This is a genomic window from Luedemannella helvata (assembly GCF_039528415.1).
GTDB classification, from domain to species: domain Bacteria; phylum Actinomycetota; class Actinomycetes; order Mycobacteriales; family Micromonosporaceae; genus Luedemannella; species Luedemannella helvata.
Map to the genome: position 1 here is coordinate 23,156 of NZ_BAAALS010000035.1, position 25,883 is coordinate 49,038.

Annotated in this window: 19 protein-coding genes and 1 pseudogene; 6 read left to right on the forward strand and 14 right to left on the reverse strand. The window is 74.2% G+C overall.

The genetic code is table 11. The annotated features are described in order from the left end of the window. Positions 1-4: 4 nt before the first annotated feature. Positions 5-1,138: a glycosyltransferase gene (locus tag ABD191_RS25490; RefSeq protein WP_344087280.1), complete on the reverse strand. Its 1,134-nt coding sequence runs from the start codon at positions 1,136-1,138 to the stop codon at positions 5-7. A gap of 183 nt (positions 1,139-1,321) precedes the next feature. Here ABD191_RS25490 and ABD191_RS25495 point away from each other — a divergent pair, with 183 nt between their 5' ends. Both ABD191_RS25495 and ABD191_RS25500 read left to right on the forward strand, forming a co-directional pair. Continuing rightward, entirely contained in the window at positions 1,322-2,293 is a 972-nt protein-coding gene (locus ABD191_RS25495) for a hypothetical protein (RefSeq protein ID WP_344087283.1), read from the forward strand. Further along, positions 2,286-3,377, forward strand: a complete 1,092-nt coding sequence (locus ABD191_RS25500) for a glycosyltransferase family 4 protein (protein ID WP_344087286.1) — start codon at positions 2,286-2,288, stop codon at positions 3,375-3,377. The genes ABD191_RS25495 and ABD191_RS25500 overlap by 8 nt, the downstream gene beginning before the upstream one ends. Here ABD191_RS25500 and ABD191_RS25505 read toward each other — a convergent pair. The 3 genes from ABD191_RS25505 to ABD191_RS25515 form a co-directional block, all read right to left on the reverse strand. After that, on the reverse strand, positions 3,353-4,588 hold the full coding sequence (locus tag ABD191_RS25505; protein WP_344087289.1) for a glycosyltransferase family 4 protein: 1,236 nt from the start codon (positions 4,586-4,588) through the stop codon (positions 3,353-3,355). The two genes, ABD191_RS25500 and ABD191_RS25505, sit on opposite strands and share 25 nt — an antisense overlap. Beyond that, positions 4,585-5,769, reverse strand: coding sequence for a glycosyltransferase (locus tag ABD191_RS25510; RefSeq protein WP_344087292.1), 1,185 nt, complete (start codon positions 5,767-5,769; stop codon positions 4,585-4,587). Before ABD191_RS25510 ends, ABD191_RS25505 begins: the two co-directional genes overlap by 4 nt. A gap of 74 nt (positions 5,770-5,843) precedes the next feature. Then, positions 5,844-7,181, reverse strand: coding sequence for a hypothetical protein (locus ABD191_RS25515; RefSeq protein WP_344087295.1), 1,338 nt, complete (start codon positions 7,179-7,181; stop codon positions 5,844-5,846). Between the two features lie 103 nt (positions 7,182-7,284). Here ABD191_RS25515 and ABD191_RS25520 point away from each other — a divergent pair, with 103 nt between their 5' ends. Next, positions 7,285-9,639, forward strand: a complete 2,355-nt coding sequence (locus ABD191_RS25520) for a hypothetical protein (RefSeq protein WP_344087298.1) — start codon at positions 7,285-7,287, stop codon at positions 9,637-9,639. Positions 9,640-9,663: 24 nt separating this feature from the next. Here ABD191_RS25520 and ABD191_RS25525 read toward each other — a convergent pair whose 3' ends face one another. Genes ABD191_RS25525 through ABD191_RS25550 form a run of 6 tightly spaced genes read right to left on the reverse strand, consistent with a single transcriptional unit; the run spans position 9,664 to position 15,249 of the window. Beyond that, positions 9,664-10,452 (reverse strand): FkbM family methyltransferase, encoded by a 789-nt coding sequence (locus tag ABD191_RS25525; RefSeq protein ID WP_344087301.1) that lies wholly within the window; start codon positions 10,450-10,452, stop codon positions 9,664-9,666. Then, positions 10,449-11,156, reverse strand: a complete 708-nt coding sequence (locus tag ABD191_RS25530; protein ID WP_344087304.1) for an HAD family hydrolase — start codon at positions 11,154-11,156, stop codon at positions 10,449-10,451. Before ABD191_RS25530 ends, ABD191_RS25525 begins: the two co-directional genes overlap by 4 nt. Then, positions 11,137-12,123, reverse strand: a complete 987-nt coding sequence (locus ABD191_RS25535; RefSeq protein ID WP_344087307.1) for an ATP-grasp domain-containing protein — start codon at positions 12,121-12,123, stop codon at positions 11,137-11,139. Before ABD191_RS25535 ends, ABD191_RS25530 begins: the two co-directional genes overlap by 20 nt. Next, positions 12,120-12,716, reverse strand: a complete 597-nt coding sequence (locus tag ABD191_RS25540; protein WP_344087310.1) for a sugar transferase — start codon at positions 12,714-12,716, stop codon at positions 12,120-12,122. The genes ABD191_RS25535 and ABD191_RS25540 overlap by 4 nt, the downstream gene beginning before the upstream one ends. After that, positions 12,713-13,858 (reverse strand): DegT/DnrJ/EryC1/StrS family aminotransferase, encoded by a 1,146-nt coding sequence (locus ABD191_RS25545; protein ID WP_344087313.1) that lies wholly within the window; start codon positions 13,856-13,858, stop codon positions 12,713-12,715. Before ABD191_RS25545 ends, ABD191_RS25540 begins: the two co-directional genes overlap by 4 nt. Further along, positions 13,855-15,249, reverse strand: coding sequence for a tyrosine-protein kinase domain-containing protein (locus tag ABD191_RS25550; RefSeq protein WP_344087316.1), 1,395 nt, complete (start codon positions 15,247-15,249; stop codon positions 13,855-13,857). The genes ABD191_RS25545 and ABD191_RS25550 overlap by 4 nt, the downstream gene beginning before the upstream one ends. Before the next feature lie 285 nt (positions 15,250-15,534). Between ABD191_RS25550 and ABD191_RS25555 the strand changes: the two are divergent. Next, a pseudogene (locus ABD191_RS25555) lies at positions 15,535-16,632 on the forward strand (polysaccharide biosynthesis protein); the annotation flags it as partial. Between the two features lie 8 nt (positions 16,633-16,640). Beyond that, positions 16,641-17,219 (forward strand): arsenate reductase/protein-tyrosine-phosphatase family protein, encoded by a 579-nt coding sequence (locus ABD191_RS25560; protein ID WP_344087319.1) that lies wholly within the window; start codon positions 16,641-16,643, stop codon positions 17,217-17,219. On the opposite strand, the gene helR is transcribed toward ABD191_RS25560, so the two are convergent. After that, positions 17,200-19,359 carry an RNA polymerase recycling motor ATPase HelR gene (helR, locus tag ABD191_RS25565; RefSeq protein ID WP_344087322.1) on the reverse strand — a complete coding sequence of 720 codons (2,160 nt, stop codon included), beginning with the start codon at positions 19,357-19,359 and terminating at the stop codon, positions 17,200-17,202. The two genes, ABD191_RS25560 and helR, sit on opposite strands and share 20 nt — an antisense overlap. Positions 19,360-19,543: 184 nt before the next feature. Here helR and ABD191_RS25570 point away from each other — a divergent pair, with 184 nt between their 5' ends. Beyond that, on the forward strand, positions 19,544-20,767 hold the full coding sequence (locus tag ABD191_RS25570; RefSeq protein ID WP_425560861.1) for a metallophosphoesterase: 1,224 nt from the start codon (positions 19,544-19,546) through the stop codon (positions 20,765-20,767). 46 nt (positions 20,768-20,813) lie between these two features. Here the strand turns inward: ABD191_RS25570 and ABD191_RS25575 are convergent, their stop codons facing one another. The 3 genes from ABD191_RS25575 to ABD191_RS25585 form a co-directional block, all read right to left on the reverse strand. Continuing rightward, positions 20,814-22,001, reverse strand: coding sequence for an endo-1,4-beta-xylanase (locus tag ABD191_RS25575; protein WP_344087325.1), 1,188 nt, complete (start codon positions 21,999-22,001; stop codon positions 20,814-20,816). Between the two features lie 340 nt (positions 22,002-22,341). Then, positions 22,342-23,865, reverse strand: a complete 1,524-nt coding sequence (locus tag ABD191_RS25580) for an ABC transporter ATP-binding protein (RefSeq protein WP_344087328.1) — start codon at positions 23,863-23,865, stop codon at positions 22,342-22,344. After that, positions 23,859-25,883 (reverse strand): hypothetical protein (locus tag ABD191_RS25585; RefSeq protein WP_344087331.1); only part of this gene is annotated, 2,025 nt, incomplete at its 5' end. The genes ABD191_RS25580 and ABD191_RS25585, both read right to left, overlap by 7 nt.

A 25,883-nucleotide genomic window follows, 5' to 3' on the forward strand; every position in this document is an offset into this window, starting at 1 on the left:
GTGATCAACGATCACAGCGGACGCTGGTCACGGCCGTGGTGGACCGGGCCAGCACGCTGTCGTAGAGGTGCTCCAGCTCGGCCGTGCACCGGGTGATGTCGAAGTCGCGCTCGACCCGCTCCCGCCCGGCCCGGCCCAACCGGCCCGCGAGCTGGTCGTCGTCGAGCAGCCGGGCGAGGTGTGCCGCGAGCTGCTCGACGTCGCCCTCGGCACACAGCAGGCCGGTGCGGTCATGCTCGACGGCCTCGGGGATGCCGCTGTGCCGGTAGGCGACCACGGGCAGCGCGTGCGCGGACGCCTCCAGCACGGTGGTGGGCAGGCCCTCGGCATCCCCGTTGGGCGCGGTGCGCGACGGCGCGACGAACACCCGCGCCCGCGCCAGGTGGTGGCGGACGGTCGCTGGCGGCTGCGCCCCCAGGAACGTCGCGTCCACGCCGAGGTCGGCCGCCCGCTGCCGCACCTGCGCCTCCAACGGGCCGTCGCCGATGAACAGGCACCGCGGCCGGACCCGGGGGTCGATCAGGGCGAGGGCGGCCACCAGGTCGCCCGCCCCCTTCTTGGCCACGAACCGGCCGACGAACACGCAGTCCCACTGCGGGTCGTCGATGGCGACCGGCTGCGGCAGCGGGATGCCGATCGGCTGGACCACGACCTTCGCCGGGTCCGCGCCCCACTCGATCGCGCGCTCGCGGATGAAACCGGACACCGCGACGAGCACGGCGGCGCGCTCGAAGGCCTGGCGCAGCCGCCGGCGCGTCCGCGCGCCGGCCGACCCAGGGGCCGTGGGCGCGGCCGTCACGTCGGCGCCGTGCAGGCTCACCACGAGCGGGCAGCCGGACCGCCCGGCCGTGCGGGCGATGAGCCAGCCCTCGTTGCCGAAGTGGGCGTGCACGAGGTCGGGCCGCACCCCACGCGTCACGGCCTCGATCCGCGCCGATCGTCCGGTCATGACGAACAGGCGCCGGGCCAGCCGGTCGCGCGACCGGTCACCGTAGACGATCACATCGGTACCGCGGGCCATCGGTGAGTCGACCCGGTGCGTGCCGACCACGACCGGGCGGTACCGGCGTAGCGCGTCCAGCTGGTGGCGGATGAACGTCTCGGAGTACGGCAGCAGGCCGCTCTTCCATATCAGCACAGTGCCCCGGCCGCTCATGTCAGGCCCAACGACCCGCCCCAGCAGGCGAAACGCATCAAGACGGCCGTCGTTGTAGAGGCAGGCGAGCACGGCGACCGGAGGAAGGCGCGACGGATGGGGCAACCGACACCGGTGGTTGATGAAGCGGCGGCTGTGCCAACGCTGGACGGACTACGCTGCCTGGTGTCGGCGTGGGTGGGGCACCCCGCCTACGTGCTGGACTGGATCGACCTGTCGGGCCGGCCGGTCGGCAACCACGGCGACGAACTCATGCGCCGCATCTTCGAGCGGATCCTCGACGACTTCGACATCCGGCGGGTGGCCTCGCCGGCCGAGGCGTCCCTGCTGATCCTGCCGCCCTCCGGCGCCCTGCTCGACCGGTACAGCTCGGCCTGGCTCGTGCGCGAGAAGCTCTCGCGGCTGCCGGACCTCCCGCTGGTGGTGTTCCCGTCGTCGGCCTGGTTCACGACCCGCAGCCCGGCGCTGGTCTTCGCGGGCCGCTCGGCGCCGGCGCTGCTGATTCTGCGCGAGCCGCGCTCCTTCGCCCACCTGCGCGACGAGTGGGGCCGGGCGCTCGCGGACGTCGGCGTGTCCCTCGCCCTCGACCACGATGTCGTGATGAGTGGCCACCGCCACCTCGCCGCCGCGCTCGGGACGACCGCGCACGCCGCCGACGGCACGCTGCTCGCGGCGCGGATGGACCAGGAGGCAGGAGACATGCCCGAACCCGGGCTGCGTTCCTTCCACTGCCCGTCGGCCCGCCAGCAACTGGTGCAGGCCGCCCTGCGGCGCCTACCGGAGCGCCTGCGGCGCACGATGGTGCGTCACCGGGCCCGCGACCGTCAACGGAGCGCGAACGACGCGTTGCTGAGCCGCGTCGCCGGGCAGGTCCCCGAGGACCTGCTGACCCACATCCGGTCGGACAGCTTCGACATCAGCTCCCCGCACTACGGCACGTACGACCACTATGCCCGGTCGATCGCGACCGCCCGAGCGGTGATCACCGACCGGCTGCACATCGCGATGCCGGCGGCGCTGCTGGGCAAGCCCACCGTGCTCGTGGAGTGCGGTTACCACAAGCTGGCCGGCGTGTACGAGCACTCGCTGCGCCGCCTGCCCAACGTCCACTTCATCGCCCGGCGCGACGTTGTCTGACGCGGCCCGCGGAGCAACCGCGGCCCGGCCGACGTCCGTCATCTTCGTCACCGCGTCGCGCGACTGGTGGGGAGCCGAGGAGAGCGTCCTCACGCTCGCCTGCGCGGCCCGCGGGCGCGTCCGGCAGACCCTGCTGTGCCGCAGCGAACCACTCGCCGCCCGATGGGTGGCCGAGGTGGGACCGTCCGTCGTGCTGGCCCGCGACAACCGCCGCGTCCAGCGGGCCCCCCGGCTACAGGACATGCTCTGGCTGCTGCGCAACCTCCGGCTGCTGCTGTCGCACGACGTGGTGGTCCTGGAGAACTTCCACCTGGTGATCCCGGGCAGCCTCGTCAAGCTGGCCCAGCGACGCGGGCAACGCATGGTTCTCGACCTCCACGACAAGATCTCCACACCGCGGGCCTCCCGGATCCTGCGCTGGTTCGCCCCCCGCATGGACGCCGTGATCTCGGTCAGCGACTACGTCGCCGAGAGCCTCGCCGATCTCGCCGTCGAGTCCGCGACGATCTACCGACCCGTGCGGGCGCCGAGGCAGCGGACCCGCCGGGCGAACGCGGGACGGGTCGTCGGCATCGTGGGCCGCGTCGACCCGGACAAGAACCACCCGCTCGTCATCGAGGCCATGAGCGCGGCCCCCCGGCAGCTGCGCCTCGTCATCCGGGGCGACCGCTCGGACAACCGCACGCCGTACCGGGCCGAGGTGCAGCAGCTGTGCGCCCGGCTGTTGCCGGACCGCCATGAGATACAGGGCCGGGTGGACCCGGCCCGGGCGATGGAAGGGCTCGACATCCTGGTCGTGGCCAATGCCCAGGAGGCCATGGGCCGCACGGTCGTCGAGGCCCAGTTGGCCGGCGTCGTCGCGGTCGTACCGGACCGGGGTGGCGCGGCGGAACTGGTCGAGCACCTGACGACCGGGGTGGTCTACCCCGCCGGTGACGCGCGCGGCCTGGCGGCCGCCCTCACCTGGCTCAGCGCGGACGCCGGGCTGCGGGCCGAGCTCACCGAGCGGGCCTTCCGCACCGCGTCCGCGCGCCACGACCCCACCGCGTACGCCCGGGCCTACCTGAGCGCCCTGACCGGCTGAGCCCGGTCGGGGGCCAGCAGTTCGTCGTAGGCGTCGGTGAAATGCCGCAAAGCCGCCTCCGACGAGAAGAGCCGTTGGCAGCGGGCCCGGCTGTGCGCGCAGAACGCGTCGTACCCGGTCGACAGGACCCGCAGCGTCCGGTCGGCAAGGGCGACCGGCACCTCGGACTCGGGGTCCTGGGGAACCAGCCAGCCGTTCTCCCCGTGGGCCACGGTCTCCCTGCTGCCGGCGGTCTCCGTGGCCACGATGGGCAGCCCGCACGCCATGGCCTCGATCACCGACATGCCGAGGCCCTCCTCCCACGAGGACTGCAGGAACACCGAGGCACCCCGGTAGAGCTCGACGAGGTCATCCGGGGCGACATCACTCAAGATCATAACGGCGGCGTCGAGGCCGAGTTCGCTGATACGGCCGCGCAGGTCGGGAGAGGGCGCGCCGCTACCGGCGATGACGAGCGGGGGCACGGACGGTCGGCGTCGCGCCAGCTGCGCGTACGCGTCGACCAGCCGTCGCAGCCCCTTGCGCGGGTCATTGAGGCGGCACACCGACAGGAGATGGCCATCGGGGCGGTGCCCGAGCGGTCCGGGCGAGAACCGCACGGTGTCCACGCCCGGCATCGCCTTGCGTGCCGAGGGGTGGCCGACCGAGGCGGCCCAGCTGAGCATCGCCTCGTTCTCCACCAGCACCGTGTCGACCGCCAGCAGTCCCGACGCCTCGAACCTGCCCACCAGGGCGGTCATCGCGCGCCGCCAGGTTCGCGGGAGCACCGGTTGCCCGATCAGCTGCACCGGCCGTTCCCACCCGATCCGGGTGGCCACCTGCATGACCACCGGAACGCCGGCGCCCGCGGTCGTCAGGCCCCACACCGGGCTGCCGACGACCAACTGGATGACGTCGTACCCGGCCAGTGCGCTCGTCAGCTCACGACGCGGCCGGTAACGCATGGGTTCAAGCTCGACCGCGTTCGCCCCCCATCGGGACTCACCGCGTCCGGCATGGCCGCCTTCGGTCAGGGACCGGCGCAGCCACGACGACGGCGCGACAACGCGGCGGCTGCGGCCGTCCCGCGAGGACGTCGCCAGGTAGTGCACGTCGGCGACGTAGCCGCCGGTGGCGGACAGGCCGTCGCGCAGCCAGAGCGCGATGGACTCAACGCCCCCGGGGACAGCACAGTCATGCGTGACTATCGCGATTCTCCGTGGCGCACTCACGTGTGATCCCCTCGTCCACCGGAGCCGACGGCGACGCGCCCGGCCGGGCGACGGGCGTAGAGCGACTCCTCGCCGCGGCCCGCCCGCCACGCCTCGTACGCGGCGCCCGCCCGAGCCCGCGCGGCCGCCCGCTCGGCCGGCGATGACGCGGCGACCGCGTTCAGCGCCGCCGCCCACGCGCGCGGTGACCGCTCGGCCACGACCACCCCGCCGCCGGCCTCCAGCACGGGCGTCCACGGCGTGGCCGCCGAGCAGACGACGGGGCACGACGCGGCCAGGCTCTCCGCGATGACGTAGCCGAAGTTCTCCCCGTGGGTGGGGAAGACGAACGCGTCGTACCCGCCGAAGACGTCGACCGCCCCGCCAGGTGGCACCTCCCCGCCGTAGCGGGCGGTCACGTGCGGGGGCAGCCGGGCGATGAGCGCCTCGCACTGCGCCCAGTAGGCGGGGTCCTCGATCGGACCGTACACATCCAGACCCACCGGGACGGTCGCCGCCGCCAGCGCACGCAGCGCGAGGCCGAGGTCCTTCACCGGCGCGATGCGGCTGACGAACACCAGCCGCGCCACGGCGCACGGGTCGGCGGCCGGCGGCCGGGCACGCGTCGACAGGCGTACGCGGTTCTCGCACACGACGACGCGGGCTGCGGGGACGGCCGCCCGAACCTGCGCGGCCTCGTGGACGGTGGTCGCGTGCCACGTCACGTCAGCGCCGCCCAGCAGGGCCGGCAGGCAGCGCAGGTACACCCGCTTCTTCGTGGCCTTGAGCGCGAGCGCGCCGGGTGCCAGCTCGCCGTGCGGGGAGATCAGGATCGTGCGACCCCGGATCAGCCGCAGTCGGGTGGCGAGCAGGAACGCTACGGACAGCGGCGCCAGCACGCTGTTGACGTGGACCACGTCGTACGGGCGGCGGCGCAGCTCGACGAGCAGCCGCCACCACTGCGACGGGCTGGCCGCCGTCAGGTAGAACACCCGGGCCCGCCCGCGCCGCGACCACCGCCCGGCCAACCCCGGGTACGGGCGGGAATCGCCGAGGTCGCGGTCGAGCGTGACGAAGTGGACCTCCACGTCGTCCGGGACCGTGTCGATGATGCCCGCGACGGCGGGCACCAGGCCGCCGCCCCGGTGTCCGGGCTCGAACACCCCGCAGGTCATGAGCACCCGGCGCATCGGTGCGGTCACGTCGGCCGCCGGACCGGATCGCCCCGCCGTGGGCGACAGCACCGCGCTCCCGCGCGGTTTCCATGGTCGGATCATCATCCCCCCTGGCCGACGGGGGCCCGCCCGCACGCGTGACGGGTCGCGATCCGCGCGGGGATCCGCACCGGCGGGTTCGGCTCCCGCACGGCGTCGGGCCGGGCGAGCAGCAGCAGCGTGAGCAACACCCAGGCGAGCGTGGCGACCCGGTTGGCGGTCAGGGCCGGCACGCCCACCGAGCCGAGGGTCAGCACGAGGACGACGCCCCCGGCGAAGCGGGCCGTCGCCGGCTCGAGGTCGGTCGGCTTGCGCAGCCAGAGCGCCACCAGGACGCCCAGCACCGCCGTGTAGATCACGACGCCGGCCAGGCCGGCGACGCACAGTGCCTCCACCCAACCGTTGTCGTACGGGGCGGCGAGCCCACCGGCGCCGAACCCGAACCAGGGCGACTCCCGTAGGACGGCCAGGACCAGCGGGTACAGCGTCGACTCGTCGCCGATCCGTCCGGCGGTGTACCACCCGAGCACGTCGTCGCCGGCGCCGAAGAGCCGGGTGAGGTAGCCGGCGCCGGCCCAGTCGGCACCGGATACCTGATAGGCCATGACCACGACGGCCATGGCCGCCACGATCGGCGCGAGCCGGCGCCCGCTCGTGTGCCGGATCGCCTGCCACAGCGCGATCGGCAGGCCTATCAGGAGGAAGACCTTGCTGACGCTGAGCACACCGCCCACCGCGATGACGACGGCCGCGACCCCGTACAGCGCGGCCGCCTCGCGGGCCAGATAGAGAGCCGCGAACAGCGCCAGCGCGTACGCGATGCCGGCCTCGGCCGGCTGGTTGAAGATGCCGCTGAAGCGGCCGAGGCCGCTCGCGCGACCCGCCACGGTGTCCGTCATGAGGTCGTCGACGGGCCCGTTGTTCCACCAGCGGGCGAGCACCGGCGACAGGTCCGTCAGCGTGGAGGCGTACGCCAGGATCGCGTTGGCGCACATGCCGGCGACCAGCAGGCGGCAGACGACCGTCAGCGTCCGGCGGCGGTCGACACCCAGGTGGACCGTCGCGCCCACCGTCAGCACCACGGCGATCGGCAACAGGAGATTGTCGAGACCGGCGGTGACGCTGCCGGCGGGCCACGACGTCATGAGCGGCACGGGACCGAAGGTGCCCATCACCGCGATGAGCAGGATCGTGGTCAGCAGCCCGAGCACCACCGCCGTACCGCCGACCGGCACGCGTGTCCAGTGCCCGGACAACAGGGTGACCAGGAAGGCCAGGTACACGACGACCTGCTCCGTGCGTACCCCGGGCAACGGCAGGTACGGCCCGAACGCGGCGACGACGAGCAAGGGGCAGACCGCCCCGCCCAGCCGGCCACCCGGACCATGCCGTGACGCCACGTAAGCTCCTCATCTGTGCGCATCCGTTATATCAACGTTTGCGCCATAACCACCTCGATCACGCGCCGTTATCCCAAGTGATCATCAAGGAAGCGGTGACGCGGTGACGACAGCTTCTTCAGAGGTCGCGGGCGCGGCCCCCCGCGCGCGGTCGCATGGCACCGGATCCGAGGAGCCGCCCGGGGCCGGCAGGCGACTGGCGTGGCGGGCGCTGCCGTGGCTGTGCCCGGCGGGGCTGCTCGCCGCGGCGCTCGTGGCGACGGGGACCCCCGCCCCGCAGGTGGCCGCGTTCGCCGCCTACTGGGCGGCCGGACTGGTCCTGCCCGGGGTCCTGGTCTACCGGGCGCTGCGCGGCACGACGGGAAGCCTCGCCGAGGACATCGGCTTCGGGGCGGTGACCGGGCTGACGCTCGAGGCCGGCGCGTGGGCCGTCGGCACGTACACGGGCGCGCAGCACTGGTTGTGGGTCTGGCCGGTTCCCGTGGTCGCCGCCTTCGCCCTGATCCCGCGCCTGCGCCGGCACTGGCGGATCGCCGCACCGGCGCCGCTGCCGCTGCGCTGGTCCTGGGCGGTCGCCACCGTCATGGCCGGCGCCATCCTGGCGACCGTCAGGGAGATGGCGGTCCGGCCGCTGCCGCCGGCCGGCGCGTCGTACGACAATGATCTCTTCTATTTCCTGTCCATCGTGCATGAGCTGCGGCGGGCCATGCCGTTCGAGACGCCACAGCTGGCCGGTACGCCCTTGGAGTACCACTACCTGACGTTCGCGCACATGGCGAGCGCCTCCCTCGTCACCGGCATCGAGCCGGCCGCCGTCCTGCTGCACCTGTGGGCCGGGCCGGTGCTGGCCGCCGGCGTGCTCATCCTCGCCGCCCTCGCCCGGCAGCTGTCGGGGATGTGGTGGGCCGGCCCGCTCGCGGCGGCGGGCACGCTCATCGCGCAGTGGATCCCGCTGTCCGGCGCGGTGCCCGTACTGCCGCGCTACCTGCTCTCGTTCGGCAACCCGTCGCTGACGTACCTGCTGCCGTTCCTGCTGGCGACCACAGCGGTCTGCGTCGACCTCGCGCGTGGTCGCCGGCTCGGCACCGGATGGCTGGTGCTGGCCGCGTTCGGCGTCATGTGCGCCGGGATCAAACCCAACGGCCTGCCGGTGCTCATCGCCGGTCTCGCGTGCGCCGCGCTCGCCGCGACCGTCCTGCGTCGGCGTCCGCCGTGGGCCTGCGTCGCGGGCATCGTCACCCTCGGCGGCGCCGCGATGCTCGGCCGGAGCCTGTTCGCCGGAGTCAGCGCACAGTTCTCGCTGATCACCATCTCGCTGTTCGAGCCGTTGCGGGACATGGTCGCGTTCCGGGATGCCCTCGCCTACTCGTCGTCCGCGTACGCGGCCGGGGTGAGCGTGCTGGCCCGGATCGCCGCCGGGGGTGCGGCGGCCTGGGTGTTCGCCATCGGGATGGTCTGCTGGTGGCTGCTGCTGCAGGCGCCCCGGTTGATCGGTCTGCTGGCGCTGCGGCGGGAGCGGATCCGCCGCGACCCGGCGGCGTGGCTGCTGGCCGGAGCGGTCGTCGCCGGCCTTGGCGGCATGTGGTTGCTCAACCATCCGGACATGGCGGTTCCGGCGTACTTCTTCCGGTCGGTCGCGCCGCTCGCCGTCGTCCTGGCCGTGTGGCTGCTGGCGGACGCGCGCGCGGAGGGCGTGCGCTGGACCGTGCTCGTCGCTGGTGGCCTGGCCGCCTTCGTCGTCTGCTGGACGGTCGCCATCGCGGTCCCGGTGCGCCAGCCGGCCCCGACGCCCGGCGCCTGGGCGGCCGAGTTGGCGCTCCCCCTGGTCACCGCGGGCGCCACCGCGATCGGCCTGCTGCTGGTCGTGCGGCGGCAGCGGCCGTCGCTGGTCCGTCGCGTGGGACTGCCGTTGGCGGTGGCCGCCACGCTCGGCGCGGGGTTCGCCGGCGCGCTGCCCGCCCGGCTGCTTCACCAGGTGCCGATCAGGAACGCCATCGGACTCGAGTTGAGCACGCTGTCCGTGGCCGAGGCGCGGGCCGCCCTGTGGCTCGGCGCGCACGCCGACGCCGGCGACGTGCTGGCGACGAACGTGCACTGCGTGCCGGCACCCACCGTGGCGGGCTGCCCGGCCCGGGCGTCGTGGGTGTCCGGCCTGTCCGGACGCCGGGTGCTCCTGGAGGGCTGGGGCTACTCCGACGCGGCGTTCGCCAACAACGGTCGCGGCGGGTTGCGGTACACGCACCAGCCCGCACCGGACCCGGACCTGCTCGAACTCAACGACCGCGTGTTCACCGCGCCCACCGCGGCCGACATCGACCTGCTGCGGGCGCGCCACCACGTGAGCTGGCTGTTCGCGCACAGCGGCGCGGGCCCGGTCTCGGCCGACCTCAGCCGCTACGCCGTGCTGCGCCACACCGACGGGCCCGTGCGCATCTTCGAGGTGAACCCAGCGCCCTGACCACCGTCGCCGGTGGCTCAGCGGTCACCACGGCAGGCAGAAGACATTGACCGTCCCGTCCGGCAGCGCGGCGAGGGGTTCGCCCCGCGCCGTGAGGAGCCGGTAGCCCTCGGACGCGAGCAGCGCGGCGATCTCGGCCCGGTGGTCCTGCACTTCCACCATGAGCGCCGGCCGGTGCTCACGAAGCACCGTACGGGCCCCGCACAGCACGTCGAACTCCCATCCCTCGACGTCAATCTTGATGAAGTCGGGGGCGAATCCCGCGTGTGCGCAGTACGAGTCGAGTGAGGTGAGCGTGACCTCCTGCGTGGTCACCCGGGCCCGCACCGCGAGCCGCGCGTTCGCGGCCAGGCCGGCGAAGTCGGCCACGAGCGAGTTGTTCTGCCCGGTCAGGTCCTCCAGATACAGGCAGGCGGTTCCGTCGTGGCGGCCGGCCGCCGCGGCGAGCACCCGCACCTGCGCGCACGCCGACGTGTTGCGCAGCAGGTACGGCAGGTTGTTGGCGCCGGGCTCGAAGACGTGCACCGCACCGCGCTCACCCACGAGCGAGGCCAGGTACAGGCTGGTGTAGCCGATGTGGCCACCCACCTCCAGCACCCGGGCGCCGGGGCGGACCAACCGCGCGAACGCGGCCATCTCGTCCTGCTCGCGGCGGCGCCCGTGGAACCAGTACCCCTTGTGCCGGAAGGAGTGCAGCACGAACGGCTGGCCCGTGTAGTGGTGGCGGATGCGCACGTCGCCCGGGTTGACCCGGGCGAAGGCCGCCAGCGCGGCACGCCGCAGGCCGACCCTGATCCCGCCCGCCGGCCTCACCGGCGGCCGCCCACCGGGTCGCCGAGGACGGCGTCCAGCATGGCCAGGTCCGCCACGGTCACGTCCACGTCACCCTGGTCGGGCACGTGCGCGTGCAGGCCGCCGGGCCGGCGCACCCGGACGGTCCGCCAGCCCAACGCCCGGGGGGCCGCGAAGTCCTTCGCCGGGTTGTCGGCCACGTAGCACCACCGCCGTTCCTCGTGCCGATGCATGACCTCGTCGAACGCGCGATGGTGCGGCTTGGCGAAGCCGGGCCCGTACCGGTCGGTGACGATGACCGTGGCACATGCCCGGTCCAGGCCCAGCGCCCGCACCTTGGCCTCCTGGCTGGCGGCCGGCCCGTCGGTCACCACCGCGAGGGTCGCCCCGGCGGCGGACAACCGCCGCAGTGCGCGCGCGGCGTCGGGCGCCAGGGCGATGCGCGGCCGGTGCTCGCGGTACGCCGTCACCAGTCGCGCCACCTCACCCGGCCCCGGCCGGATCCCCAGCGCGGCCAGGCCGCGGTCGATCAGGTCGCCCCGGTGGCCCGCGAGAAAGCACCGCCACGCGGCACGACCGAAGCCGCGCCGGCCCCAGTGAGCGCTCACCAGCCGGTCGAGGCTGTCCAGGCCGCTGCGGACGTAGTCGCGCTCCAGGTAGAGCGTGTCGTCCACGTCGAAGACGACGACCAGCCCGCTGGGGTGGTCAGGACGCGTGGCCGGCAACGAACACCTCCTCGTCCCAGCGCAGCATGAGCAGACCGTCCTCGACGGGCGGGGCGGCCGGCGGCGGCGTGCCGTCGAGCACCTCCTGGATCAGCCACTGGCCGTACCGGCCGCCGGCGCGCCACGTCAACGGGTACCCGCCGCCGAAGCGCGCGTTGATCTCGATGACGGACACGTCCGGGCCGTCGGCGAAGACCTGGACGTTGAGCACCCCGAAGGCGTCCGGCAGCGATTCGACGGTCTTCACGGCCACCGACTCCAGGCGCGCATCGCGGACCACCTGGGCCTTGCTCACCTCGCCCGCGCGGACGGCGAGCCGGCGGCGCACCACGGGGCAGTGCGCCACGCCACGACGATCCAGGTACACGTCGACGGTGTGCTCGACGCCGGGCACGAGCTCCTCGACGACGAGCCCGCCAACGCCGGCCACGTGCCGCAACTGCGACCAGTCCGACACCCGCAGGACGCCGTCGCTGCCCGAACCGCGGGCGGGCTTGACGATCAGCGGCAGGCGCCAGCGGGCCCGGCCGGCGAGCACGGCGGACGGCGTGGCCTGGCGGGGGCACGGGATGCCGTTGCGTACGCAGTGCTCGTGCGTGCGGCGCTTGTCGGCGGCGATCTCGACCGTCTGCGGACCGCTGACAGCGACCGTGGTGCCCACGGCCGCCAGGCGTTCGCGCAGCCGTGACCAGACGGGGAGTTCCGGATCGATGGTGGGGACGACGAGGTCCACCCGCTCGCGCGCGGCGAGGTCGACCGCGAAGTCGTCGAAGTCGGCGCCCGCGCACGGCGGCGCGAGGAACGCCGCGTCGGCCACGTGCAGGGCCGGCGCGGTGGGGTCGGCGTCGCACGCGATCACGCGGGCGTCATACCCGGCGGCCGCGGCCGCCTCGCGCAGCGAGCGCAGCAGGCTCACCCGACGGCCGGCCGAGGAGAGCAGGATCGTGACGCGGCGCTTCGCGGTCACCGGTGCGCCGCCGATCCGACGAACTCGGGCGCGGTGGCCTCGCCGGGTGCGCTGACGCCGTGCCGGCGCAGCACCACTCCCACCGTCCGGGCCAGGATCCGCAGGTCGAGCCCGAGGCTGCGGTGCTCCACGTACCGCACGTCCAGGTCGAGCTTCTCCTCCCAGGCCAACAGGTTGCGCCCGGCCACCTGCGCCGGGCCGGTGATGCCGGGCCGCACCTCGTGCCGGCGGGCCTGGCGGGGGGTGTAGCGGTCCACGTACTGGATGAGCAGCGGCCGCGGGCCGACGAGGCTCATGTGTCCGCGCAGCACGTTCCAGAACGTCGGCAGCTCGTCCAGGCTGGTGCGCCGCAGGAACTCGCCGACCCGGGTGAGCCGGTCGGCGTCCGCCCCGCCACCGGGCAGCATCGTGCGGAACTTGACGATCGTGAACACGCGCCCCGACCGCCCGACGCGCGGCTGCCGGAACAGCACGGGCCGCCCCATCGTGAGCGCCACGGTGGTGGCCACGAGCGCCAGCACCGGCAGCATCGCGACGAGGACGACGGCCGCCCCGACAACGTCCACGGCCCGCTTGCCCCGGTCCCCGCTCATCGCCGCACCCCCAGGAAGTCGTCGATGGCGGCGAAGATGCGCGCCGTGTCGGCCTCGTCGAGCGCCGAGCCGCCGGGCAGCACGAGGCCGTCGCGGAACAGCCGCCCGGCGGCCCCCGTGATGAGCCCGCGCGAGCCGGCGAAGACCGGCTGCAGGTGCATCGGCTTCCACACCGGACGGCTCTCGATGCCGTGGGCGGCCAGGTGCGCCGCGAGGTCGTTCACCCGCCAGCCGGCCCGGTCGGGATCGACCACGAGCACGGACAGCCAGGCGTTGGCGGCGGCGTCGTCCGGCGAGCCGTCCGCGCCCAGCACGTCCGCGCCGTCGACCGGCGCGAACACCTTCACGTAGCGCTCACGCAGCTCCCGCCGGCGCGCGATCATGTCGGGCAGCCGGAGCACCTGGGCGCGGCCCAGCGCGGCCAGGAGGTTGCTGAGGCGGTAGTTGTAGCCCACGTCGGTGTGCTCGTAGTGGGCGACCGGCTGGCGCGCCTGCGTCGCCAGGTACCGGCACCGCGCGATGAGCCGCACGTCATTGGACAGCAGCGCGCCGCCGCCCGTGGTCGTCATTATCTTGTTGCCGTTGAAGGAGAACACCCCGGCCGCGCCGAGCCCGCCGGCCGGACGCCCACGGTGCGCGGCCCCGACGGCCTCGGCGGCGTCCGCCACGACCGGTACCCCGTACCGCGCGCAGAGCGGCAGCAGCCGGGTGTAGTCGGCGCACCGCCCGAACAGGTCCACGGGCAGCACCGCGCCGACCGGCCGGCGCTCGGCCGCGAGCTGGCGCAGCGCCTCGGCCACGAGGTCCACGTCGACGTTGCCGGTGCCCGGCTCGCAGTCCACGAAGTACGGCTGCGCGCCCGTGTAGGCCACCGCGTTGGCCGTGGCCGCGAACGTGAGCGTCGGTACGAGCACGGTGTGGCGCGCGTCGACGCCCAGTGCCAGCAGGGCCAGGTGCAGGGCGGCCGTGCCGGAGGAGACCGCGAGCGCGTGCTCGACGCCGGCGAGGGCGGCGAGGTCGCGCTCGAACGCCTCAACGTCGGGCCCGGCCGGCGCGGCCCAGCCCGAACGCAGCGCTGCCAGCACGTACTCGGCCTCCAAAGGTCCGAGGTCGGCGCCGGAGAGCAGGATCGGACGGGTCACGGCGCCACCGGACCGGACGACGCGGCCACCTCGTGGGGCGCGGGATGCTCCTCGCCGGACCGCTTCGGCGCGTGCGCCACCGTGGGCGGCAGGCCACGGTGCGACCGGGTGCGGTTCTGCTCGGGACCGTAGTACGGGTAGTAGCCGACCTCGCCCGGGCGGGGACGCTGCATCGACAGGACGGAGCCGATGACGGAGGCGCCCACGGCATTCAGCGACTGCGCGGCCTTGCGCACCTGCTCCTGGGTCGTGCGCGCGCTGCGGGCCACGAGGATGACCCCGTCGGCCCGGGCCGCGACGACGGCGCCGTCGGTCACCGGCAGCAGCGGCGGCGTGTCCAGGACCACCCGGTCGTAGCGCGCCGTGAGCTCGTCGAGCAGATCGCGCATCGCGTCGGAGCCGAGCAGTTCGCTGGGGTTGGGCGGCAGCGAGCCGGACAGCAGCACCCACAGGCCGTGCCCCCACGGCTGGATGACCTGGTCGACGTCGACCTGCCCGGCGAGCGCGTTGCTCAGCCCGAGGGCGCCCTCCAGGCCCAGGTAGTGCCCGAGCCGCGGCCGGCGCAGGTCAGCCTCGATGAGCAGCACCTTCTCGCCCGCCGTGGCGAGCGCGATGGCCAGGTTGCACGAGGTCGTCGACTTGCCCTCGTCGCGGTGGGCGCTGGTGACCACGATGGACCGCACGGGGCGGTCCACGTCGACGAACGTGAGGTTGGTGCGGATCTGGCGGAACGCCTCGGCCCGCGCGGAGTTGGCCTTGCCGGCCACGATGAGCGGGGCCTTGCGGGCGCTGGCGTCGAGCGGGATGACCCCGAGCACCGGGACGCCCGCCACCTTCGTCAGCACCTCGGCGGACTTCACGGTCGTGTCCAGGGTTTCCCGCAGCAGGGCCGCGGCGCAGCCGGCGAGCAGACCGAGCAGCAGACCGAGCCCGAGGTTGCGCAACGGCCGCGGCGACACGGGTACGGGGTTCAGCGTCGGTCCGTCCACCACCGACACCGCCACGGCCGGCCCGTCGGCCTGACCGACGCGCTCCAGCGCCTCGACGAGCGCGACGAACTCCGTGACGACCGCGCTCGCGAGCTGTGCCGACCGGGCGGGCAGGCCATCGGTCACGGTGACGCGCAGCAGCACCGTGTTGGGCACCGGCCGCGCCTGGATGCGCGCCTGGATCTCCGGCACGCTCAGGCCCAGCTCGTAGCGCCGGTCGATCATCTTGGCCAGCCGGTCGCCGGCCAGCAGGTCCGCGTACGACTTGACGCGCTGCTGCGACAGCAGGTTGCCCTGGAACGCCTCGCCGACGCCGCCCCGGGTGGGGGTGTTGGCGAAGAAGGTGACAGTGGTGGCGTACCGGGGCGCCGTCTGGATCGTGACGAGAGCGGCCCCTATCACAGTGGCGAGGCACGTGACGAGCAGGAACCACCAGTGTCTGCGAATCGCACGAACATATTCCGACAAGCCCATATGGTTCCAAGTCTCCGACCAACAATACGCAGTAAGCGGACTATACTTGCCTCTGTATCACTTATCGTTACGAACATGCATTTTCTGCATCAGAACAGGACGCAACCGCGCGAAGCGGCACAGCCTCCGGCCGGGCGCGTCCGGTTCCTCGATCGCCTGCGCGGCGGCCGCCGGGCCCCTGCCCCCCGCACCGCGTACGCATTGAACTCCGTCGACCTGCTCGACCGGCCGCTCGCGCCGATCGGCGACGCGCACCTGTGGGAGCTGCTCGGCCGCGGCCAGGTCGACACCGGGCTCGACGCCATGGCCGGCTATCTCGATGGCAAGCGGGTCCTCGTCACGGGCGCCGGCGGGTCCATCGGGTCGGAACTGTGCCGCCAGATCAGCCGCCATCACCCCGCCGAGCTGATGATGCTCGACCGTGACGAGACCGGCCTGCACGCGGTGCAGTTCTCGCTGCACGGCCGGGCCCTGCTCGACAGCCCGGAACTCATCCTCGCCGACCTGCGCGACGCCGACGAGATCGCGCGCGTCGTGCGCCGGCGCCGGCCGGACGTCATCTTCCACGCGGCCGCCCTCAAACACCTGACCCTGCTGGAGCGCCATCCCGCGGAGGCCATCAAGACCAACGTGTGGGGCACCCTGACCGTGCTCGAGGCCGCCCGCGACGTGGAACGGTTCGTCAACCTCTCCACCGACAAGGCGGCGCAGCCGAGCAGCGTGCTGGGGTACTCCAAGCGCATCACCGAGCGGCTGACCGCCCACGCCGCCGCCGCGTACGACGGCACCTTTCTCAGCGTCCGGTTCGGCAACGTGCTCGGCAGCCGCGGCTCGGCGCTGACCGCGTTCCGCGCCCAGGTCGCCGCCGGCGGGCCCATCACCGTGACGCATCCCGACGTCACCCGCTACTTCATGACCGTGCAGGAGGCGGTGCAGCTCGTCATCCACGCCGGCGTGATCGGCGGGGACGGCGAGGCGCTCGTCCTGGAGATGGGCAAGCCCGTACGCATCGTCGACGTGGCCCGTCAGCTCGCGCGCCGCGCGCCGTCACCGGTCGAGATCGTGTTCACGGGCCTGCGCCCGGGCGAGAAGATGCACGAGGAGCTGTTCGGCCCGGACGAGTGCGACATCCGCCCCCGGCACCCGCTCATCTCCCATGTGACGGTGCCGCCGCTGGACCCGGCGGAGGTGCGGGTGATCGACCTGGCCGGCTCACCCATGGACATCGTCGCCCACCTGGCCCGCCTGTGTGAGCGGCGGCCCGCGGCGCTGGTCGCCGGGGCCGACCGCGACGAGGCGATCGGGCCCTGACGGTCGCGATGCGGGTGCTGTTCGTCTGCCACGCGAACCTGTGCCGCTCCCCCATGGCGGAACGGTTGCTGCGCCTCGCCGTCGACACCCGGCCCGGCCTCGCGGACGCCGGCGTCACGGCCGCGAGCGCCGGCACGCACGCCCGCCCCCGCCACGACATGCATCCGCTCGCCGCGGACGTGCTACGCGAGTTCGGCGCCGACCCGGACGGCTTCGCGAGCCAGCCGGTGCACGCCGGCCTGCTGTGCGAGGCAGACCTGGTGCTCACCGCCGCGCGGGCCCAGCGGGCGACGTGCGTGACGCTCGCGCCCGCCGTCCTGGGGCGCACGTTCACGCTGCGCCAGTTCGCCCGGCTGGCCGCGGCGGTCGACGCGGACCAGGTGCGCACCGCCGGGCCGGCCCGGCGGGTGGCCGCCATCGTCGGCGGCGTCCACGAGGCGCGCGCCCACGCGCAGCCCGTACCGCCCGACGAGGACGACGTGCCCGACCCGGTCGGCGGTGGCCCCGAGGAGATGCAGGCGTGCGCGGCGCTCATCCAGGCCGCGCTGCACCCGCTGCTCGTCCTGCTCACCGGTGGCTCCCGGTGAGGATCACCAGCTGCTGGGTGGCCCGGGTCATCGCGACGTAGCGGTCGACCCCGCCCTCGACGCCGTCGCCGAACGCCTCCGGGTTCACGAGGACGACCAGGTCGAACTCGAGTCCCTTCGACAGCTCCGGGGTCAGCGACCGCACGCGCGGCGTCGCCTCGAAGGTCGGATCGCCGATGACGCAGGCGACCCCTTCGGCATGCCCGGCGAGCCACGCCGCGAGGATCGGGCCCAGATCCGCGGCGGCGCCGTGGACGACCGGGACGCCGCCGCTGCGGATGGAGGTCGGCACGTTCGCGTCCGGCAGCACGGCCCGGATGACCGGCTCCGCCTCGGCCATGACCTCCGCCGGCGTGCGGTAGTTGACCGTCAGGCGGGCGTGGTCGATCCGGTCGAGACCCACCCGCTCCAGCCGCTCCCGCCACGACTCCGTGAACCCGTGCCGGGCCTGTGCGCGGTCGCCGACGATGGTGAAGCTGCGCGACGGGCAGCGCAGCAGCAGCATCTGCCACTCCGCGTCCGTCAGCTCCTGGGCCTCGTCCACGATGATGTGCGCGAACGGGCCGGCGAGCCGGTCAATGTCGGCGCCCGCCAGGCCGGACTCGTCCACGAGCGCGTGGTGGAAGTCCTCGCCGCGCAGCATCGTCACCAGACCGGTGCCGTACTCGTCGTCGGCGGCCTCGATCAGGTCGTCCACGACCCGGTTCACGCGCACCCGCTCAGCCGCGACGCTCGCCTCGTTGCGGCGCCGGCGCGTCGACGCCGTACGGTCGCCGAGCCGCAGCCGCGCCGCGTCCAGCAGCGGCAGGTCGGACACCGTCCACGCGTGCGCGTCCGTTCGCCGCAGCCGCGCCACGTCGTCCGCGCTGAGCCACGGGGCGCACCGGCGCAGGTACGCGGGCACGGACCACAGGTCCGCCACGATGTCGGTCGCCTCGAGCAGCGGCCACGCGCGGTTGAGGGCCGCGTGCAGGTCCCGGTCGCGCAGCAGCGCCGCGCGCAGCTGATCGGCCGGTACGTCGTCGTCGTGCCGGCCGGCCAGGATCGCGGACAGCGCCGCCAGGATGTCGTCGCGGGCCTCGTTGTGCGGGGTGCCGGGCTCCACCGCGTCGAACGCGTCCGCCCAGTCGGCGGCGGTGAGCTGGACCTCCGCCCACGGGGTCGACACCGTCAGCGGGCGGGTCGGCGGCTCCTCGTAGAACCGGACGGCCGCCTCGACCGCCCCCACCATGGCGGCCGACGACTTGAGCCGGGCCACCTCCGGGTCACCCTCGTCCCTCGCGGCGCGCCCCTCGGCGACCAGGTCGCGCAGCGTGCAGATCTGCACGCCCTCCTCGCCGAGGCTGGGCAGGACGTCGGCCACGTACGCAAGGTAGGGCTGGTGCGGGCCGACGAACAGCACGCCGCCCCGGCGGTGTTCCAGGCGCGGGTCCGCGTAGAGCAGGTACGCGGCGCGGTGCAGCGCCACGACCGTCTTGCCCGTACCGGGGCCGCCGTCGACGACGAGCGCGCCCCGCGATCCCGCGCGGATGATGGCGTCCTGGTCGGCCTGGATGGTGCTGAGCACGTCGCGCATCCGGCCCGACCGGCTGCCACCCAGGCTGGCGATGAACGCGGACTGGTCGTCCAGCGCCGCGTTGTGCTCCAACCCCTCGGCCGTGAACACCTCGTCCCAGTAGTCACTGATCCGCCCCCGGGTCCACCGGTACCGGCGGCGGCTGGTCAGGCCCATCGGGTTGGCGTGGGTCGCGGCGAAGAACGGCTCGGCGGCCGGCGAGCGCCAGTCGAGCAGCAGGCGCCGGCCCGTGGCGTCCGTGAGACCGAACCGCCCGAGGTAGACGGGCTCGGCTCCGTCCGCGCCGACCATGCGGCCCAGGCACAGGTCGAGGCCGAAGCGGCGCAGGGCCCGCAGGCGGGCGGTCAGCCGGTAGATCTCCTGGTCGCGGTCCAGCGCCGCCTGGCCGATGCCGCCGGCCGCCTTGCGCGCGGCGTCGAGGCGGTCGGACAGGTCGGCGACCGTGCGTTCCAGGCTCTCGGCGACGGCCGCGAAGTGCCGCTCGTCGTCGGCGATCAACGCCGGGTCGGCCTTGGCTGACAGGCGGTCGGGTAGGTCGAACACGTTGCTGGTCGCGAGATTCACGGCAGGGCTCCGATCTGGCACCGTCGGCGACCAGCGATTTTGCGGCATCACCCGGGCCTTGCCGCAAGCCCCCCGATGCGCTATAGGTTAGAAGTGGAAGGGAGCGCGTCGGCGTCCCTTCCGTTGTGTTTTCGGCGCGCCCGACCGTGTCATGCTTCAGGGACGACGACCCTGGGGGGAACGCGTGACGACGGTGGATGACGCGGCGGCCGAGCCCGCCGCCGTGGTGGAGGGCGCCGCGGAGCCCGCGCCCCGCAGGCGCTCCGGCGGGCGGGCGCGGTTCCTCGCGACGCTCATCGCCGTACTCCTGCTGTTGTTCGGGGTGCCGTGGTGGACCCTCGTCGGCGGCCCGGCGCGGTGGCCGACCACCGCGGTCGTCGTCGGCACGATCGCGTTCGTGGCCGCCCTCGCCGCGCTTCCCCTGCTCATGGTGCGCGGGCACGGGCCCCGCCGGTCCGACGCGGCCGCGGTCGCCGGCGACACGCTCCTGGGCGTCGTCTGGGTGCTGTTCGCGTGGTCGATCCTCGGCAACGTGGCCGGCCTCGGGCTGCTCGTCGCGGGCGTGCCCGACCCCACGCGCTCGCGCCTCGTCGCCGCGGTGGTCACCCTGGTCGCGCTGGTGCTGCTCGGGTGGGGGTACGCGGAGGCGATGCGGGTACCGCGGGTGCGCCGCGTGGACGTGTGGCTGGAGCGGCTCGGCGCGGGCCTCGACGGCACGACGGTCGTGCTGCTCACGGACACCCACTACGGGCCGATCGACCGGGCCCGCTGGTCGGCACGGGTGGTCGAGGTGGTCAACGGGCTGGACGCCGACCTGGTGTGCCACACGGGCGACATCGCCGACGGTACCCCGCAGGAGCGCCACGCCCAGTCCGAGCCGCTGGGTTCGGTGCGCGCCCGGCTGGGGCGCGCCTACGTGACCGGCAACCACGAGTACTTCAGCCAGGCGCAGGGCTGGCTCGACCGCATGCGTGAACTGGGCTGGACCGAGTTGCACAACCGGCACATCGTCGTCGAGCGCGGCGGTTCGCGCCTCGTCGTCGCGGGTGTGGACGACCGGACGGCGGCGGGCTCCGGGGTGCCGGGGCACGGCAGCGACCACGCGGCCGCGCTCGCCGGGGCCGACCCGGACCTGCCGGTGCTGCTGCTCGCCCACCAGCCGCGCCAGATCCCCGGCGCGGTGTCGCACGGCGTGGACCTGCAACTGTCCGGGCACACCCACGGCGGGCAGATCTGGCCGTTCCACTTCCTGGTGCGCACCGATCAGCCCGTGCTGCAGGGCCTGTCGCGGCACGGCGCGCGCACGCAGCTCTACACGAGCCGGGGCACCGGGTTCTGGGGTCCGCCGTTCCGCGTCTTCGCGCCCAGCGAGATCACGCTGCTGACGCTGCGCTCCGGACAGCCGTAACGGGTGGGTCGCGCTGGCCCGGCGACCCACCCGTTACGGGGTCTTACTACCTGCCCTTGTTCGGCTTCTGCGTCACGCGCGGCAGGACGTACGGCGGACCCGAGAAGAGCAGGTCGCCCTTGAGCTCGAAGTACGCCTTCTTGGGCTGGTAGTTCTCGTCGTAGACCGTGGCGAGGCCCTCCGGCGGGTCATCGAACCACGTGGGCACCCACGAGTGGTGGTCCGAGACGCCCCACAGCGTGAACGACAGGCACTTGGGGTTGGACAGGCACGCCTGCAGCAGCACACCGTGGTTGTACGCGGAGGCCTGCAGTCGGGGGTTCAACTCGTTCGAGTCGGCGATGTTCGCCGTGTGGCTGCGCACGTCGACCTCGGTGAACGCGGTCGCCAGGCCCAGGTCGGTGAACGCCTTGAGCGTGTCCGACACCTGGAACACGTCGTAGTTGCCGTACTGCGTGCCCAGGTGACCCTGGCTGCCGACGCCGTCGATCGGCACGCCGGCGGCCTTCAGGCTCTTGACCATGTTGTAGACGAACTGCACCTTGTCGGACGGCCCACGGTCACCGAAGGCCTCAAGGTTGTAGTCGTTGTAGAACAGCAGGGCCTTCGGGTCGGCCGCGCGGGCCCACCGGAACGCGTCGGCGACGTAGCCCTCGCCGAGGTTCTGCGCCCAGAAACCCTTGTAGTGGATGGTGGAGGGGCTGTCCCACGGGTCGCTGGCCGCCTCGTTCACCACGTCCCACTGCCAGATCTTGCCCTTGAAGTGCTTCACGACCGTGGTGATGTGGTTCTTCAGGATCTCCCGCAGCTCGGTCTTGCTGATCGAGCCGTCGGCGACGCCCTCGGTCAGCCACGCCGGCAGCTGGTTGTTCCAGACGAGCACGTGACCGCGCACCAGCTGCTTGTTCTTGCGCGCGAACTCGATCAGCTCGTCGGCGGGGCCCCAGTTGTACTGGCCGCGGGTGGGCTCCAGGCTCTCCCACTTCATGACATTCTCGGCCGTGACCGTGTTGAACTCCTGCGTGACCAGCTTGCGGTACTGCGGGTCGGCGGGGTCGTTCAGCGCGGCGGAGTCGACCGCGGTGCCGATGTAGAGGTTGTGCCGCGCGGCCAACGCCCGAAGGCTCTGGTCTGCCGGCTTGGAGTTGTGCCCGGCCGATGCCGGCACGACGTTCAGCGTGGCGGCCACCGCCGCGGCAGTCACCGCGACGACGGTGAACCGTCTGAGCTTCATTCAGTGCCCTTTCGACTGCGACTGCCCTCCGGCGCCTTCGTGCTGAGGCTCCTTGTCGGGCCACGGCGCCGCGGGTTCGGGGACGACGTCCGAAAGTTCATCGAAACATTTCGGTAACGCTCTCGGAACTCTACGGCCATGCATACATCGCCGTCAACCCTGTCTTTTCTGACCGTCTGCTGAGTATTAGGCCGATCCGCCGCCGAAAACTTTCGACAGCCGCGCCGGGTCGGTATCCAGCTCAGAGCGATCGCCAGCGGGGTCGCATGTGGACGTGTTCCGCGTCCGGAGCGAAACTCCGAACGCTCCGCCCGCTCCCACCAAGGGCGGGCGGCAAGGGTCAGGGGAGCGTGACCGCCTGGTGCGCCGCGTGGACGAGGAGCGGGTCGTGGGTGGCCACCACGACCGCCGTGCCGAGAGCGGCCGCCGCGCGCAGGGCGGACACCACGCGCTCGGCGTTCGCCTCGTCCTGCCGGGACGTCGGCTCGTCGAGGACCGCGATGGCCGGGCGGGTGCACAGCGCCCGGGCCACGGCCACCCGCTGGCGCTCGCCGCCGGACAGTACGCCGACGGGCCGGTCCCGCAGCGCCGTCAGGCCGAGGTCGGCCAGCCAGTCCTCCGCGTCGTCGGCCGGCCCGGGGGCGCCGCGCACGGAGCGGGCGAACGACAGGTTCTCGGCCACCGACAGGGTCTCCACGAGCGCCGCGCCCTGTCCCACGAAGGCCAGGCTGGCGCGGCGCAGCGCGGCCAGGCCGGCGCGGTCCAGGCCGGCCAGGTCGACACCGGCGACCACGACCTCGCCGGCCGAGGGTCGCACCAGGCCCGCGAGGACCCGCAGCAGCGTCGACTTGCCCGACCCCGAGCGTCCGCGCACGACGCTCAGCCGGCCGGCCGGCACGTCGAGGTCCTGTCCACTGAGGATGACCCGGTCGGCGAGCCGCACGTCGACCCCGCGGACCCGGGCCGCGAGGTCGCCCGACGCGGGCTGCGGCCCGGCGTCCGCGACCGGCTCGGAGGACGGCGACCCGGCCGGCCCGGCGACCGGGGCCAGCACGATGCCGTCCGGGGCGGCCGAGGCGACCACCCGGGTCGCCACGCCCGCGCGGTGACGCAGCGGCTCCGGGAGCCGGACCCAGCCCCGGTCGTCGACGACGAGGGACTCCGCTCCGGACGGCGCCCATTCCTCGCTCAGCCGCCCGTCCCGGGTGCGGACCACCCGGTCGGCCACCCGGGCGGCGTCCGCGTCGTGGCTCACGATGATCAGTGCGGCATCCGTGTCCGCCGCGCACGTGGCCAGCAGGTCGTACACGGCCTCGGCGGAGGCGCGGTCGAGCTCGCCGGTCGGCTCGTCGGCGAGGATCAGGGCCGGTCCGTGGGCGACGGCCGCGCAGACGGCGACGCGCTGGGACTCGCCGCCGGACAGCCCGGCGGGGCGCCGGTCGGCGAGGGCGCCCAGGCCCAGCCGGTCGAGCAGGTCGCCCGCGCGGCGGCGCGCCGCGCTCGGGCGTACCCCGCAGATGCGCAGCTGGAGGGCGACGTTGTCGCGGACGGTGAGTTCGGGGCGCAGCGTGCGGCCGTGATGCTGGTCGACGAGCCCGAGGTGGCGGCCGCGCAGGCGCTGGCGCGCGCGGGCGTCCGCGCCGGCGAGTTCGACGCCGCACACGCGCACCGCGCCGGCGCTGGGGGCCCGCTCGCCCGTGAGCACCCGCAGCAGCGTCGTCTTGCCGGAACCGTTCGGGCCGTGCACGACGACCCGCTCCCCCGCGGCCACGTCGAGGGTGAGCCCGCGCAGGGCGGCCACGTGCCCGCGCGGCGTCGGGTACAGGCAGAAGACGTCGTGGGCGCTGACCGCCGCCGTTACCATTCGTCCTCCCCGGGGGCGGTGGGCAGCCGCTCGCGCAGCTCGAAGGCGGTGAGCAGCGCCGCCGCCGCGAGGGCCGCGACCAGGCCGGCGCCGAGCAGCCCGGCTATCCACAGTGGATCGACCGCGCCGGCCAGCGGTGGGACCGGCGCCGTGCCGAGCGCGGTGACCGCGACCAGCGCGGTCGTGGCGCGGGCGAGCACCAGGCCCACGAGCAGGCCGGCCGGCACCGCGGGCAGCACCACCGCCGCGGCCCGGACGAACAGCGACCGGCGCAGCGTGCTGACCGGCACGCCGTCGCTCTCCCAGGCGTAGAGCTCGGCGGCGGCGTCGCGGCGCTCCGTCACCACGAGCAGCACGGTCGCGGCCAGGGCGACCGCCATGGCGAGCAGCGCGCTCATGGTGAGCAGGTCGCCGGCCGACGTGGCCAGCGGGTCGGTGGCGAGCTGGCGCTCGCGGGCGGCGCGCGACTCGACCGCCAGCCGGTCGTAGGGCGCGCCGGCCAGGGCGGCGTCGAGGGCGCCGGCCGCCCTGTCGGGGGCGCGGACCCACACCTCGATCGGCACGCCCGTGCCGGGGTCGCGGGCGTCGAGCGCCGCGCTCAGGGCGTTGACGTCGGCCACGACGAACCGCGCACCCACGGTCGGGAACCGGTCGAGCACGCCCACCACCCGCGCGTCGATCGGCGCCGCGCCGCCGACGGCGAGGCGCAGCAGACCGCCGTTGGCCTGGGCCGCGGTCCGCGGATCGGCGAGGACTGCCAGAGGGGCCACCGGGTCCGCGGCCCCGGCGCGCACGACGACCCGTTGGCCATTGATCTGGTACGCGATGACGAGCGCCGCGCCGCCGGTGACCTTGACGAACCCGGCGTCGGTGGTGGCCGCGCCGAAGCCCGTCCAGTCGCCCGCCGGCCGGCCGTCCACTGTGGGCGGAGCGACCGTGACCGTGCCGGTGATGGCGTCGAGGTCGGTGTCCCCCTCGCCCATGTGGTGCTGGCGGCGGGTGGCGATGTCGGGCGGCTCGGTGAGCACGAGCGCGTAGAGGGTGGCGGCCTCGGTGGGCAGGCGCGCGGTGAGCCGGCCCGGTTCGGCCGTCAGGATCAGGCCGGCCTGCCGGCCGTCGGCCAGCCGCAGCCACGCCGTCACGTCGAGCAGCGCGACGTCGCCGGAGACCGGCAGGGCGAGCAGGTCGCCGGCGGGCAGCGCGAGGCCGGCCCGGTCGCGGCGGGCCGCCGCGCCGGCCCCGGCGCCGCCCGGCCCGACGCGGCTGGCGGCGTCGCGGGCGGAGATCGGCCCGGCCACGTGGTCCCAGGACCGCACGAGCGGCAGGGCGGCCGGGTCGACGCCGATCACTTCTGCCGTGGTGGTCTCGGCGGCGCTGACCCGGATGCCGGCCGCCGCGCGCAGCACCGGGTGCGCGCTGCCGCCCGGCACGGCATCCGCGTACTGCTGGGGGCTCGCCACGGTGAGCGGGCGCTCCAGGGTGGTGCCCACGGTGACCCGGGCGTCGAGCGGCACGGCGTGCGCCGCCTGGTCGACGGCGCCCTGGCGCAACGTCGCGTGGTACGCCGCGGCGAAGACGACGATCCCGATCGCGGCCGTGAGGAACGCGACCGTCGCCACGGGCCGCAGCGGGCGGCGCCCGGCGGCCAGCACGCCGAGCCGTACGGCGAGCGACGCCCCGCGCGCCCACCGGCCGGCCAGCGCCAGCAGTGCCGGCCACGCGCGGGCGGTGAGCAGGCCGCCGCACACGACCGCGAGCACGGGCAGCGCGAGCAGCAGCGGGTCGGCCCGGGCGGACAGCGCCCCGGCGGTGACCGTGCCGCGCGCGAGCGACAGGCCCGCCACCGCGAGGCCCGCGACGACCACCGCGTCGACCGCCCGCCACGCGCCACGCGCCGACCCGGTCGCGGGCCAGGCGCGGGCGACCGCCACCACCAGGGCGGCCACGACGGCGGTGCCGGCGACCACCGGGGCCGCCCCGCCGACGGCCGACAGCGCGGCCGGCCACCCGGCCAGCCC